10 protein-coding genes and 1 pseudogene are annotated in these 14,615 nt (G+C 41.1%); 4 read left to right on the plus strand and 7 right to left on the minus strand.

Going from position 1 to position 14,615, the window contains the following annotated elements:
• Window positions 1–511: 511 nt before the first annotated feature.
• Both AC1DFM_RS29780 and AC1DFM_RS29785 read right to left on the minus strand, forming a co-directional pair.
• Complete coding sequence (locus AC1DFM_RS29780) at window positions 512–922, minus strand: VOC family protein (protein ID WP_477080431.1); 411 nt, start codon at window positions 920–922, stop codon at window positions 512–514.
• Window positions 923–1,122: 200 nt separating this feature from the next.
• Window positions 1,123–1,371, minus strand: a complete 249-nt coding sequence (locus AC1DFM_RS29785) for an RNA polymerase sigma factor (protein ID WP_477080432.1) — start codon at window positions 1,369–1,371, stop codon at window positions 1,123–1,125.
• Between the two features lie 845 nt (window positions 1,372–2,216).
• On the opposite strand from AC1DFM_RS29785, the gene AC1DFM_RS29790 reads away from it, so the two are divergent.
• Window positions 2,217–5,450, plus strand: coding sequence for a SusC/RagA family TonB-linked outer membrane protein (locus AC1DFM_RS29790; protein ID WP_477080433.1), 3,234 nt, complete (start codon window positions 2,217–2,219; stop codon window positions 5,448–5,450).
• Between the two features lie 12 nt (window positions 5,451–5,462).
• Window positions 5,463–6,893, plus strand: a complete 1,431-nt coding sequence (locus AC1DFM_RS29795) for a SusD/RagB family nutrient-binding outer membrane lipoprotein (protein ID WP_477080434.1) — start codon at window positions 5,463–5,465, stop codon at window positions 6,891–6,893.
• Window positions 6,894–6,953: 60 nt separating this feature from the next.
• On the opposite strand, the pseudogene AC1DFM_RS29800 reads toward AC1DFM_RS29795, so the two are convergent.
• A pseudogene (locus AC1DFM_RS29800) lies at window positions 6,954–7,043 on the minus strand (IS3 family transposase); the annotation flags it as partial.
• Window positions 7,044–7,415: 372 nt separating this feature from the next.
• Between AC1DFM_RS29800 and AC1DFM_RS29805 the strand changes: the two are divergent.
• Window positions 7,416–8,933, plus strand: coding sequence for a hypothetical protein (locus AC1DFM_RS29805; protein WP_477080435.1), 1,518 nt, complete (start codon window positions 7,416–7,418; stop codon window positions 8,931–8,933).
• Window positions 8,934–9,349: 416 nt separating this feature from the next.
• Here the strand turns inward: AC1DFM_RS29805 and AC1DFM_RS29810 are convergent, their stop codons facing one another.
• Window positions 9,350–9,859: a DUF2004 domain-containing protein gene (locus AC1DFM_RS29810; protein WP_477080436.1), complete on the minus strand. Its 510-nt coding sequence runs from the start codon at window positions 9,857–9,859 to the stop codon at window positions 9,350–9,352.
• 281 nt (window positions 9,860–10,140) lie between these two features.
• Complete coding sequence (locus AC1DFM_RS29815; RefSeq protein ID WP_477080437.1) at window positions 10,141–10,947, minus strand: DUF6193 family natural product biosynthesis protein; 807 nt, start codon at window positions 10,945–10,947, stop codon at window positions 10,141–10,143.
• Between the two features lie 575 nt (window positions 10,948–11,522).
• Here AC1DFM_RS29815 and AC1DFM_RS29820 point away from each other — a divergent pair.
• The gene (locus tag AC1DFM_RS29820) at window positions 11,523–12,047 is read left to right on the plus strand and encodes a hypothetical protein (protein WP_477080438.1); all 525 of its coding nucleotides are present in this window, start codon (window positions 11,523–11,525) and stop codon (window positions 12,045–12,047) included.
• A gap of 451 nt (window positions 12,048–12,498) precedes the next feature.
• Here AC1DFM_RS29820 and AC1DFM_RS29825 read toward each other — a convergent pair whose 3' ends face one another.
• Together AC1DFM_RS29825 and AC1DFM_RS29830 are read right to left on the minus strand one after the other, a co-directional pair.
• Window positions 12,499–13,482 (minus strand): NAD-dependent epimerase/dehydratase family protein, encoded by a 984-nt coding sequence (locus tag AC1DFM_RS29825; RefSeq protein WP_477080439.1) that lies wholly within the window; start codon window positions 13,480–13,482, stop codon window positions 12,499–12,501.
• Window positions 13,483–13,651: 169 nt separating this feature from the next.
• Window positions 13,652–14,578: an alpha/beta fold hydrolase gene (locus tag AC1DFM_RS29830; RefSeq protein WP_477080440.1), complete on the minus strand. Its 927-nt coding sequence runs from the start codon at window positions 14,576–14,578 to the stop codon at window positions 13,652–13,654.
• Window positions 14,579–14,615 lie beyond the last annotated feature (37 nt).

The raw sequence follows: 14,615 nt of genomic DNA on the forward strand, positions 1-14,615 counted from the left end.
GCTGCTTACTCATTTATGGGTAAGCTTTTTTGTTTTAGAGAAATTATGTCGTAGCGTTTTGGCTATCGCGTACCGCTGGAAGCGGCAAGGTCGCAGGTTGGAATCCTGCCGCCCCGACTAGAGAAAAGCTTACTCATTTATGAGTAAGCTTTTTTGTTTTGAAGAAATTATGTCGTAGCGTTTTGGCTATCGCGTACCGCTGGAAGCGGCAAGGTCRCAGGTTGGAATCCTGCCGCCSCGACTAGAGAAAAGCTTACTCATTTATGGGTAAGCTTTTTTGTTTTAGAGAAATTATGTCGTAGCGTTTTGGCTATCGCGTACCGCTGGAAGCGGCAAGGTCGCAGGTTGGAATCCTGCCGCCGCGAATAGATTCAATAGCCTTTGGCACCTGCCAAAGGCTATTGTTTTTTTATGCCTATTCGTCTTCCCGTAGGATAAATGGTAGTCGTCAGCAATCAGCTATTGAGGTATCTCCCAATACTTATTATTCCAATCCGCTGTAGGGTTTTATCTACATTTTTGTTTCAAATCTGTTTTTTGCTTCTTGCGTCACCGGAGTAAAGAAATTAACCAGGTTACCATCGGTATCCCTGAATAACAGTGAACGATTGCCCCAGGGCATAGTGGTTGGTTTTTGTACAACTTCCTCACCAAGTATGTTGGTCAACTGTTGGTATTTGTTATCAACGTCATCAACCTGGAATTCAATGATAACCGACCTGTTGCTAGAGGGACTGGCAACATCATCTCCTCCAAAAAAAGCTAAAGTACGTGTGCTTCCTATAGCCAGTGACCCAAGTGGTGTTCGCAGTTCGGCAAAATCATCAGTATACCATGTAAAAGACATTCCAGTAATGTTCTCATAAAACTGAACGAGGCGTTTAATATCAGCAGTAATAATACGGATGGAGGATAAGTTCATATTGTATTTCATTTTGTTTAGAATAACACGAAGCTATTCTGCCCAGATGACAGCCCTATGTCAGCAGTGTAAACCGGAATATTTATATAATTGCCAAATCTTAACCAAATCCTGGATAAAAAGGTTCGAAATGTTTCCAGTCATCCCGACTTAAGAAAGAAGCCTACTCAGTGATGAGTAGGCTTCTTTGTTTTATGGCCTTATGACATCGCGTACCGCTGCAAGCGGCAAGGTCGCAGACTTTCCCGGATAACAACCGTTTTGCGTTTATGCCAGAGAGAAACAAACACCTCCTGCAGACAGTCTTTGGCATCTGCTTCATTTTGCAACCGGGTATAGGCTGCGATATAGCGCTTTTCCCAATGACGGCGGTATAGTTCATTAAAAGCGGCGTTGTCATCCATCAACTGAATGCGCTTCAACAACATTATATCCGAATACTGTTTCAAACGCAGGAGGTTTGTCGTAAATATAAAGAGATACTGAAAATAAACAGTTGTATTGACAATCAGGGTAGCAAGGGATGCCTTGATTAGATCGTATCAAACCTGCATTTACCAACATACGAAATCACCTGCAATAGTGTTATCTTCCTAAAGTTAATATCTGCAAAGTAGTAATCAATTTTAACGTATAGCTGTTAAAGTATTCACGGTATATTTGGTAACAACAAATTAGCACGCAGCTATTATGCTAATGAGAAGAATGTAGCCTTCGTTATGAAGCTATCCGTGCTATATCAAACCATTTCGGCCAACAAAGTAAGCAACCTTTTTCTCTATCCTGCAGGTAGCAAGGAAAATCGACTTACCTCTTTTTGTGATTTTCATTTCTGATGACCGATACCTTGCAGTCAACGGTTATTCTATGACACTATTTTAAAATCATTTTATGACAGGTTTGTCCGGAAAGAAAATCCGGTTATGTCGTTCCACCACAAAATAACACGGCCTTATTATTGGCCAGACCTCAGACAATTTGGAAAGGGATCATCCATTTAATGATTCTACAGAGAAAGTATTTGTGAAACCTGGCTTCATGCCATTTAAAAAAACATGACAGTGTCTGCAACACCCAGGCAGCAGTACGGTGTGTCCGTACAATGGGATACGGAAAAATGTGCATCCCTGTGACAGCCGATTGATAGATTAAATAAGGACCAGGTGGCTAAATTTTTACAGCTAAAATAATCTATCCGGATTGTTATCGGGATGGTATGTCATTAATAAAACGTTAAACCCGATCACCCCAAAGTGAGGTGACCATTTTAAAACCAAAACAAAATACGACACGTATGAAAAAAGTTATGCATTGTATTGCTATACTTATGATGAGTACCGTCCTGGCGTATGCCCAACAACACCAGGTCTCGGGAAAAGTTACAGCAGAAGATGGCAGCCCGGTTTCTTTCGCTACTATCAAAATAAAAAATAATACTACTGGTACATTGGCAGATAACGATGGTCGTTTTTCGATTACCGTGCCAGGTAATGATGCCGTATTACAGGTACATAGCGTTGGATTTCAGCCGCGCGAAATTATAGTCGGTAGCGTGCTTAATATAGCTGTTGTCTTACTTCCCGATTCGAAAAATCTGGGAGAGCTTGTAGTGACTGCCATGAATGTGAAAAGGAAAAAAAATGAGCTGGCTTATTCTTCTCAGGTGGTTAGCGGTGAAGAGCTGAACAGAGTCAGAACTGGCAATATTGTGAACTCGCTCTCCGGAAAAGTKGCCGGCCTGCAGATTAGTCAGAATAACACCATGGGAGGCTCTTCCAACATCGTGTTACGGGGTAGCAAGTCTATTTCCTTCAACAACCAGGCGTTGTTTGTAATTGACGGTGTGCCGGTAGATAATTCCAATAAGAATTCAGGCTCACAAACGCTGGGACGCGGTGGATATGATTATGGCAATGCTGCTGCTGATATTAATCAGGACGATGTAGCGTCGGTAAACGTTCTTAAAGGCGCTGCTGCAACAGCGCTGTACGGATCACGTGCAGCCAATGGCGTTATTATGATCACTACCAAAAAAGGACGTAAAGGATTAGGGATTAGTATCAATACCGGTGTTACATTTGGTGCTGTTGACAGAAGTACTTTACCTGTTTATCAGAAACAATTCGGGGAAGGGTATTATGATCCTCAGGGTGGTATTTATGGCTCTCCTGATGGATATTTTTTTTATGAAGATGTAAATGGTGATGGTATAAAAGACCTGATATCACCAATGACAGAAGATGCTTCTTATGGCGCTCCCTATAATGCATCGCTGATGGTATATGACTGGCGGTCTTTTTATAAAGGGTCTCCTACTTATGGTAAACCACAACCCTTTGTAGCGCCGAAACACGATCCCAATAGTTTTTATGAACATCCCGTTACTACGAATAACAGTATTTTAATTGATGGTGGTGGAGACAACGGTTACTTTAAACTGGGATATACCAAAACATCAGAAAAGGGAATACTGCCGAACAGTAAGCTGGGTAAGGATATGGTGAACTTTGGCGCTTCGTATAAAATTTCTGAGCAGTTGACAGCTTCCGGTAGCATCAATTATACGTTTACCAATGGAAAAGGAAGATACGGTACCGGATATGATCCCAATAATATTATGCGCAGCTTCCGGCAATTTTATGCATTGAATGTGGATATGATGGATCTGAAAGCAGCTTATTTCAATACGGATAAAAATACTACCTGGAATAGAAAAAGCATCACTGATCCCAGTCCGTTATACGAGAATAATCCCTATTGGACGAGGTATAGAAATTTTGAAACGGATGAACGTTATCGCTATTTCGGCAATGCCGCTTTAAATTATAAAGTTGCCAGTTGGCTGGATGTGCTGGGACGTGTTTCAATAGACTCCTACAGCGAAATGCAGGATGAAAGAATAGCTGTTGGCAGTAAGGGTGTTTCTTCTTATAACCGGTTCAACCGCATGTTCAGTGAGTATAATTATGACCTCCTGTTGAATGCAAATAAAAATATTACGAAGGACCTTAATATCAAAGGGTTGCTGGGTAGCAATATTCGCAGAACCAAAATAAGCTCTGTTTTTGCTGCTACCAATGGTGGGCTCTCTGCACCGGATTTGTATACCCTCGACAACTCAAAAAATCCCATACAGGCGCCCACAGAATTTTTAAGTGAAGCGCAGGTAGATGGTGTTTTTGCAGGCATTAACCTGGGTTTTAAAGAAATGTTATTCCTGGATGCAACCGTGCGCAGGGACCGTTCTTCTACTTTACCGGCACATAATAATACTTACTATTATCCTTCTATCTCCGGTGGATTTGTATTTTCACAACTACTTAAAAATATACCCTGGCTGAGTCTTGGTAAATTAAGACTGAACTATGCGGAGGTAGGCAGCGACGCCCCACCTTTAAATGTACTTACCACTTATGATAAGCCTACACCTTTTGGCAATGCGCTACAGTTCTCAGTAGCCGGCAAACTAAATAACCCTGACCTGCAACCGGAACGGACAAAGAGTGTAGAAGGTGGGCTTGAACTGTCATTCTTCCGTAATCGTCTCGGTTTCGATATCACCGCTTATAAAACCAATACCATCAATCAGATCCTTGCCACACCGGTATCAACAGCTTCCGGTTATAGCAGCAAAGTAGTGAATGCCGGTAATGTAGAAAATAAAGGAATAGAGGTGACCGTAAACGCAACACCGGTTAAAACCCGCGATTTTTCCTGGACAGTAAACCTCAACTGGGCACGTAACCGGAATAAGGTACTGTCGTTGCCAGCCGGAATAGACAATGTATTGCTGGGAGGGGGGCTTTACCAGAGCGGCATTTCCCTCAACGCTTCTTTAAATGAACCATATGGCGTCATCAGGGGAACTGACTTTGTAATCGATCCTGTAAGCGGGCAACGCATTGTAGGAGATAATGGTTATTATAAAATAGGCGGYAATAATATTATTGGCAACCCTAATCCCGACTGGATAGGTGGGGTTACGAATAGCTTTAAATATAAAGATATTAGTCTGAGCTTCCTGGTGGATATGCGTCAGGGCGGCCAGCTATTCTCACTGGACATGTTTTATGGTACCGGCTCTGGTTTATATCCCAATACAACCGGGCTAAATGAACTGGGCAAATCGGTGCGTGATACAGGACCTGAAGGAGGCGTCATTTACCAGGGAGTGGTGATAGATGCAGATGGTAAAAGTAAACCCAATACCAAAAGAGTACCTTATACAGGGCAGCGGGGCTTGGGTAACAATTCAAGTCCACACGCTGAATTTATATATGATGCCAGCTATATAAAGCTGAGGGAAGTAGCCATTAATTATTCTTTGCCAGCAACATGGTTATCGAAAACACACCTGTTTAAAGGTATTGATGTGGCGCTTATTGCCCGCAATCTGTGGATCATCCATAAGAACCTTCCCTATGCCGATCCGGAAGACAATTTAGGAGCAGGTAACCTGCAGGGCTTTATGGGCGGTAGCTATCCTACATCCCGGACATTTGGTTTTAACCTGAAGTGTAGATTCTAAAAAATTAGCAACATGAAGAAAGCAAGCATTTTTTTGGGGTTATGTATAATAGTGCTGTTGTCCTGCACCAAAACGGAGCTCAATACGCCTACCAAAGGGGCAGCTACAGCACCAGGTGCCACATTGGTTACGGCTGCGCAAAAGAGCCTCGTAGATGCCATTACCAACAGTAGTGTATTCAACAATGTATTTCGTTTAATGGCACAGTACTGGGCACAAACAACCTATCCTACGGAAAGCCAGTATCGCCTGCAGGAAAGAAAGGTGCCGGATACGTTCTGGGATCCCATGTACCGCGATGTACTGAAAGATCTGGAAGAAGCTAAAAGGCTGATTCCGGGAGAAATAAATCCGGATCGGGTACAAGTCAACAATCAACTCCTGATTATTGATATGTTACAGGTATATACTTATTCAATACTGGTAAGTACCTTTGGTGACATACCCTATACACAGGCGCTGAAGAGCAGCAACATGTTACCTGCCTACGACAAACAGAATGTTGTTTTTGCCGATTTGCTGAAAAGGCTGGATACAGACATCAGCGGGCTGGATGCCAGTGGCGCAAGCTTTGATAATAATGATATTATTTATAACGGATCCGTATCAGCCTGGATTAAATTCGGTAATAGTCTTAAACTAAGACTGGGGTTGCAGCTGGCAGATGTAGATCAGACAAAAGCTAAGACAATAGTAGAATCTGCAGCGGCAGACAAAGGTGGATTAATACTAACCGCTACGGATAACGCCCGGTTAAAATACCTGATCGCCCCTCCCAACAATAACCCGGTATGGGCAGATGTTGTCCAGGGAGGACGCACGGATTGGGTACCTGCCAATACCATTGTTGACATGATGAATACTTTACAGGATCCAAGAAGGAAAGCATTTTTTACCCGGAAAGATGGCGGTTTCCTTGGCGGGATCTATGGCTCCGCTAATACTTATGGCTCCTACTCACATTTTAACCCGGCTACTACCGCTGCTGATTTTGAAGCACTTTTATTTGATAACAGTGAAACAGAATTTTTACTGGCGGAAGCAAAAGAAAGAGGGTTTAATGTACCCGGTACAGCCATCCTGCACTATAACAATGGTGTGAAGGCCTCTCTTGTTTATTGGGGATGTACCGATGCAGAATATAACACTTATATCAACCGGGCTGATGTTGCCTATGATCAGGCCCCCGGCGATTATAAAAAGAAAATAGGAACGCAGCAATACCTGGCATTTTATAACCGTGGAGTAGAAGGCTGGCTGGCATGGCGGAGATATGATTATCCTGTTTTCAATGTTCCTGTAGACCTTACCTACAATGATATTCCCAAACGTTATATCTACCCGATTGCGGAGAAAAATTTGAATACCCTTAATTACGAGACAGCATCCACCAGTATTGGTGGTGATAAATTGACGACCAGGCTTTTCTGGGATAAATTCTGATAATCATTTTAAAAAAGAGAAAAAGCAGATTGGACTGCTCCCCAAAAGCTGGATAAAAAATTAAGTATTTTGGAACTGAGCTCGGTATTTTACCGGGCTCATTCCATTTAGATTAAGTCTGAATCTCCTGAAGTTATAGTAGCTAATGTAATTTTTTTATATCTGTCAGTTTACCTTCATTCATAAACTCGGATTTAAAAAATAATCTATAAGAGATGAATATACGACATCTATGGTTTCTTAGTTTAATTCGCTTATAGAGATTTATTAGTGAATGGACTGAAAAATGAACAGCACTTTATAACTCATAGTCATTTGCCCTAACAGGTTCTTCTATGCCCAATTGAGTACAGAACGTATCAATTATGGCCAAATCTTCCATTAAAAGGTTCGAACTCGGTCCAGTCATCCCGACTTAAGAAAAAAGCCTACTGGGAAAGGAGTAGGTCAGTACGCTCATCCTATGCGTAAAGGAGTGATATCTTGTAAGAGCAATACTGCATGTATGTTAAACCTCAAGAAATGACAATTAACACAATCAAAAACGATTTAAAGACGCTCGTTGGATCAACACAGTATCAATTCGTTAATGTACTGGGAAGTACTGTCGAAGGTGATGGTGGTGGCGGGGACTTCTATTGGGATGGCCTGAGTACGCAAACAAGTGACGACTACAACGTTATCCAACCGAGCATTGGTGCTGGCAGGTGGCTACGGGTGGTAACAACAGATGCTGGCGACAGTAATGGATCTCTGCGCATTTGCTTTGCACAGGGCGTTGCGTCCTATTCGGAATTTACGAACATCCGAAAGGCCGGATTTAACTGCATTTTACACTACAGGTATTTTGCACCTGCTGCCAACATGACGAGAAAGGAACTTTGCGATCTCGCACGTTCTGCCGGGCTTAGCGTAATCATTAATTTGGACCCTTACAATGGCACGGGCGCGACAGCCGTTATTGACGAAATAGACAGTCATCCAGCGGTAATTGGCTATTATCTTTTCGACGAACCGGATGGCAAGAATCCACCTATTTCAATAACTGTGCAGGAATCTAAGATTGCAGATTGCCGGGCGCATACCAATAAACAGCTCTATACATCAATGACTGTAGAAAATCAACTAAACCCATTGGTCAGTCTGAAATTTGATGTTTACTTACTTTCAGTTTATTATATGATTTCCGACGCCTTCACTAATTACAATGGTAATGGAGTCATGAATACATTTAACTACAACAAGATGGGTACTCAAACAGCGCTTTACAAAGAACTGTATGGAGACAAAACCATCATCCCAATTGCGACCACTTTCATTGGTGGCGGCGGAAAGTATGGTATTCCACCTAATGAAAAAGATTTACTGGCCTGGCAACGGAAATTTTACTCCTATTTCCCGGAGCATAATAACGTTGCTGCGTTTATCTGGGACATTGGAGGAGATATTACTGTAAGTGTGAATACCAACACCACACTATTGAACTTTGCACACGAAATTAATAGCGATGCTATCAGAGGGCAGCGGGGCAATAGCGCTACGTTTATCTATTCCACCATGAAGCCTGCAGAACTGATCCATAACCAACTACCAAGAGATAAAGACGGAACACTGGAGGGTGTAAATGATGACATCCGTTACTATTCCATTATTAACGCAGGAGCTGGGCTTGACGCAAGACGGCAGACTTTCGGTACGCAGGGGATTTCCGTGAGGAAAACAGGTGGTACAATAGCCTACAGATGCCCCAAGGTAAGTAAGATCAGGATACTGGGCACATATCAGAATTACGCAGACACCACTACGGCTACCTTTCAATTGATTACGTCTACCGCCGACTATTTCTATTTTGATGCTACCAGCAATAATATCCAGATTTTGGGCACCAACTCCAACACAGCTAATCTTTCATCTGTTGAGCTGTGGGGAACAAGTGATGCGAACAGTTATTTCCAATCATTTGGCATACGATTTCTTCCGAATGCCGCGTATCCAAATTTTTTTAAATTCCTGCGGAATACTTATATAGCAGGTTTTTGAGATTAAGCCTGATCTATGGCCTATACTAGAAACCAGCAAAACTTGCGTCATCTCACGCAAGTTTTGCTGGTTTCTAACTTAATTTGAGGCGGAGGTAGTCAAACAGTGTGATTAATGAAATTTAGAATTGATGTTTTTTTCACCTAGTCTTTTTTGAATGGCATGTGAAAAGTGTGTCCGCGAATCTCCGCTGTTGTCCTGAGAATGACTTGAATTGGACTACATCCACTATAAATAAGTTCGAAATCTGTCCAGTCATCCCGACTAAGAACAAAAAAGCCTTCAATTCATTGGATTTGAAGGCTTTTTACATTTGAGCTATTTTCACAATTTTAATTCTTTCTTAAATAATAATTGGGCTATCAAATAATTAGTAGATTTAAAGTAAATACCGTTGTTGGTCTTTGTTTCTGTTGTCAACTTTCCCAGCTTATATCGTATAAGTCACCATTTTCCTTTGTGTTAACGACTAAAAGCTGATTACACGGTTCTCCATCAATATCTATTGAATAGTCAAAAACTCCATAATAGTCAGCGCCATATTTTCCGTCAGGATAAAGTCCAATCCTAATCAATTTTAACTTACTTAGAAGTTGTTGTTCCTTTGGCTTGTCTTTGTCATCGTGGCCAATAATACTTTCCAGTTCTTCCTCGTCAAGTTCGTCTAAGTAAAAGTTTATATAGTCAGCCGCTTCTCCGCCATCATTGAAATCTTTGTCAATTGATGATTTGTTCTGAATTTCAAAGGTAGGAATGTTGTCAAGAAATACTTTAATATTTATTGCTTGTTCTTCGCTTATGCTCTTGTTTTCAAAATTCAAGTCAAGGCAAAGCATAGTTCCATTCCATTCAGTCTTAGTAGAATAATATTCCTTTAGTTCCGTCAAATCAATTTGTCCAAAATGTGGTAAGTCAATATTCGCCATTTTCCGTTTGTTGTTCATTTGTTGTTGTCTGTAAAATCACAGCTAACAGTAGCATTACTGTATTATGTGAATTTATTCCTTTTCTCTAAGATATTTCAATTCAACAATAATCTATTGCGCTTTTTCTGTGCAGGTATTGCGCTAATACAATATACCTACTTGTATACAAAAAGTATCAATCGCGACCAAATCTTCCATCAAAAAGTTCGAACTCCAGCTATCTAAAACATGTGCTTTATGGAAGAGGGTTATTACTAAACGACGATGTTAGTAGTAGTTTTCTATTTATCTGTTGTCCCTTTTCTTGCTGGCTGTATATTGTCTGGTAAATTTACTTTTACAATTTTAAGTGCTTCTTCTGCATTTCCTTCTCCAAGATATTCGCTTTTGTTTTTTGTCACTACAAAATGAGCTTCCACTTTGTTTCTGGCTTGCGCTGTAATACTTTTTCCTCCTTTGGTTTGGGCAAAATTTTCAAATTGTTTGGGTGTTACATTGGGTAAGTTGTCTGTGTCATAAGGATAACCTGTACATCTACTAAAACACAAAGTGTACAAACTTGTGAATGGAAATAGTTTATTTAGTGTATTGTCCTGAATTGCAAGTTTGACAAAATCTCGTAGCTCTGCCTTGGATTGGTCTTGCAAAAATAAATTCCAGGTATATTCAGTTTCTTTATTGTTGTCAAATGCAAATGCTTTGTCGTTTGGCACTACAAAAAAGAAGTTGTTAGCCAATTCTTTTGTAGTAATGTCGTTGCAAAGCCAAAAATCTAATACCTGAGCAAGGGTTGAAATATTTTTAGTTTGTCCGTGTGCAAGACAGACCCCTTCCTTCCAAAAGTCAGGTAAGTATAATTTTTCTTCTGTTCCGATATATACTTGTGAAAATTTTTGTCCATTTTCAATTCTTGCATAGGTCAATGGAATTTTGTCTAATTCAATGTCCTGTGAAACTCTCAAAATTGAATTGATTTTTTGAAATTCAATATTTATTGCGTTTTGAAGTCCACCAACTTTTTCCAACTCAGGATACATTGTCTGAATAGGTGTCTTTGATTTAAAAATTTTCAAAAGTTTTTTTAACATTTTTAATTGTCGGATTGTGTCGAACTAAACTTACCGCCATTTCAAAAATAGGCAGAAGTGAATAATTCCGTGAAAATCAGGTATTCTATTTGTTTATTAGTTTATATATAAATAAGTATACAATTTTATACTCCCAATACTCCTGGCACCAATATTCCCTTCCCTCCAAATCCGACTCTGCCTGCTCCTGGTGGTCTCGTTGTTTCTAATAACCCAATCCCTATTGGTGGCGGTGGTGATGGCCCCCCCCGCAAACATTACGTTACCTGCCGCTAAAAAGCTTACAACTAAGGATCTCAGTGCAATTCCATGTCCAGTTGGCACCGTTTCAACTTCTCAGGCTTCGTTTTCCCTTAAGGACAAAACACAATATCGTGCATTAAAATTTACGGAAGGGATTGCTAAAGCATGATCATAAATTAATTACATCAGTAGTCATGTTCTATTCCGGGTTATACTTGGAATTGAACATGACTTTTCATATACTGCATGAAAGTGGGGTTTACTAATCTTTTTATTAGGGCATTGAAATGACAATTTTCGTAACTCCCGAATATTATTAATTCAATTTGCGGATGCTAATATTCAACAACCTTGGCATTAGTGCCATAAAACTGGGGGAATCTATTGAGTCAGTTTCGCCTATCTCTCCTTTCGGTCCGCAGGATCGGGAAATGTTCATTCCAGATCCTAATCCTGAATCTTGGTTTAAATACAACGGCGATGTATCATCACTCTCAAATAAGGTAAATAAAGTAATTAGCGCTCAGTCAATATATTTATCTCAAAATCCTAAAAAGAAGATAAACAGAATTGTTATTCACCCGGATTTGAGTAAGACAAACGAACTTATTGAAGAGTTTTTGTCATCAATTTATGGAATTCCAATGACAACTACAGGAGGATTTAGCAAACTTGGTGGCGTAACAAATTATAATATATTCTATTATACTCCAGAAGATAAAAGCGCGCAAATAATTTATTTCAAGACTTTCAGTTCCGATTTTKGGATCGACGAAATATCATTTAGATTTCTGACGGACGAAGACGCGTTGCTGAACTATAAACTGGTATATCGATCCTGGGCCCATTTGAAATAACGTTTGGGGGTTAAAAGCACATAATCAGGAATAAGGGCATTGAATTTAATTCTGCGCCGTCTAATAGGTGATGCTCCCTGAAGCATTCCCGATTTGCAAATACTATATTAATCCTGAATACTGGCATGATCCTAAAATTAATACTTAGTATTTTCAAATTTATGCTTACTCGGTTCTTCTATGTTGTTTTTATTTAATGCCCCCACATTTACATAATTGGGAAAATTTCGCCTTGATTGTGTAGAAAACAAAGTGAAAGCTATCAAGTCTGATCTGTGTTGATTTGTGTACAACTATGCTCGATTATGCCTAAATGCGTACAAAAATTATCAATTATGACCAAATCCTCGACTAAAAGGTTCGAACTCGGTCCAATCACCCCGACAGAAAAAAGCTTACTCATTTATGGGTAAGTTTTTTTGTTATTGATAAACTTGTTTGTTGCTATTGACTAGCTGATGGGATACGGGCCATCCGTAAAGTTCTCTGTATGGTACCCTTTCGATCCGGTTAATTCAGCAAGCGGGCTGCGTAGAATTTCTCCCGCATCTAACTGGGCTACCACATAATTGAAGTCATATTTTGGCTCCCAACCCAGTTCTTTTCTTGCCTTCTCATTTACATATACCCTATCAATGCTGTCATGCATCTTCCATCCGCGAAGACGGTATACTCCTGCATAAGCCGGTGCGATACGCTGCACGGCAGCGGGTGCATCACGGCGTAGTTCCTCCAGATCTGCAGTACTAAATGGCGAGGTAGCGCTGACAATGTAAACTCCCCATCCGATAGTCGGAGCCTTCTCTGCTGCCAGCAAATGTGCGCTCACAGCATCTTCCAACTCCACCCTGCGAAACAGGTACTCATTCGCCTTCAGGTTCTCGTCCGTAAAAGTTTCCCGCATGCCTTTATTATCATCCTCCTCTGGAAAGAAACGGGAGGTACGCAGCACAATGCATGACAAACCATGGTTTCTGTTGAATAACTGGCAAAGATCTTCCGCCGCAGCCTTGGTTACCCCGTAAATATTCTTTGGCTGCGGCCTTACTTCCTCCGTAATCCAGGCTGCAGGAGCTCCTGCAGGCGGCACTAATGCATCCCCAAAAACACTGGTCGTGCTGGTAAAAACAAAACGCTGCACGCCAGCAACCACTGCTTCCTGCAAGAGGTTAAGCGTGCCAGTAATATTGGTATCTACGAATTGCTGCATAGTATGCGTGGCCACATGGGGCTTATGCAGAGTGGCCGCATGGAAAACGGTGGTTACCCCTTTCATACAATCACTGACGAAGGAGCGGTCCGTAATGGAGCCTACATTAGTAGTAAATGCAGAGGGCTGTATATCCAATCCTATCACTTCAGTGGAATGTTGTCTTAATGTGCGTACCAGCGCCTCCCCAAGATGGCCGGCGCTGCCAGTTACCAAAACTTTCATGTTCTCTATTTTTATAGGAATGCTACAAAATTGGGAAAAAATCCCGTTCCGGGCAGGACAATTGTCCCGCCCATATTTCCTAAAAATACAAGAACGGAGTCCTTCCCTGCATAATATGTCGGCTCCGATCGCTGTTATCGTCGATTGACTAGAATATTCGTGAGCCTTCCTAATGCTGTTGCGCAAAATTGCAAATTTCAGCCTTAAAAGCAGCACTGTTTTCATAATAGAGCAGGTGGCCTCCTTCTATTACACGCACTGTTTTTTTCGGAAAAGCAAACGTTTTGTAACCCTTTGTACCCACCGCATGATCCGCTGTTCCGGCAATAATGAGCACTGGTATCTTTAATCGCTGTGTAAAAGGGATATAGTCTTTTGTGTACTCGGGGTATTGCGCTTGCTTGAATAGCACAGCTATCGCAAAATCCTGCGAACGCTTATAGTCATCTATTGCCATTTGTTTTTGAATGGTCGCGGTATCGTCCGATAGTAACTTATATGCTAATCCACCTTTACGGAGTGCCGCCATTTTTTCTACATTTAACTGCCAAAGGCTATCTCTGCTCAGCGTAACGGATACACTCGTGTCTTCACCTAAAAGCTCCTTCTTATACTGTAAGCCTTCCGTTAAGGCGGTCTTGCTCAACATGTTTAATGTCACAGACGCCAGTATTAGGGCTCGAACATGCGCAGGATGTGCTAAAGCATAATTAAATGCCAGTATACCTCCGAAGGAATGAGCCAACAGAAATGGCTTGTCTACTTTGAGGTGCCGGCGTAATTCTTCTATATCCTGTATAACCCTGGAAAGATGATAATTCTCTGCATTTTGCGACATCCCCGATCCGCGCTGATCGAGGTATACCATTGTAAAGCACGCTTCTAATGCGTTGCCTTTCATTTCTTCGAATGAGCGGCTGCCTTGTCCCGGGCCTCCATGAATAAATATACAAACCGGACCCTTACCGGCAACTTTCACGTAAAGCTTAACACTATCACTTGTGTTGAATTCAAATTCCCCCTGTTGTATAGATTGTGCAGACATGCTATACCATCCGAAGAGTTGTATGACACTTAACAAGATAAAGCTTTTCATTCGAAATGATTTTCTGTAAAATACGAAGAACAGTTTG

The organism is Chitinophaga sp. 05T412 (genome assembly GCF_056396465.1).

What these genes read in the sequence shown, in the direction of transcription:
- AC1DFM_RS29780 (WP_477080431.1), bottom strand. Translation starts at nt 922, where the DNA reads ATGAACTTATCCTCCATCCGTATTATTACTGCTGATATTAAACGCCTC.
- AC1DFM_RS29795 (WP_477080434.1), top strand. Translation starts at nt 5,463, where the DNA reads ATGAAGAAAGCAAGCATTTTTTTGGGGTTATGTATAATAGTGCTGTTG.
- AC1DFM_RS29805 (WP_477080435.1), top strand. Translation starts at nt 7,416, where the DNA reads ATGACAATTAACACAATCAAAAACGATTTAAAGACGCTCGTTGGATCA.
- AC1DFM_RS29810 (WP_477080436.1), bottom strand. Translation starts at nt 9,859, where the DNA reads ATGGCGAATATTGACTTACCACATTTTGGACAAATTGATTTGACGGAA.
- AC1DFM_RS29815 (WP_477080437.1), bottom strand. Translation starts at nt 10,947, where the DNA reads ATGTTAAAAAAACTTTTGAAAATTTTTAAATCAAAGACACCTATTCAG.
- AC1DFM_RS29825 (WP_477080439.1), bottom strand. Translation starts at nt 13,482, where the DNA reads ATGAAAGTTTTGGTAACTGGCAGCGCCGGCCATCTTGGGGAGGCGCTG.
- AC1DFM_RS29830 (WP_477080440.1), bottom strand. Translation starts at nt 14,578, where the DNA reads ATGAAAAGCTTTATCTTGTTAAGTGTCATACAACTCTTCGGATGGTAT.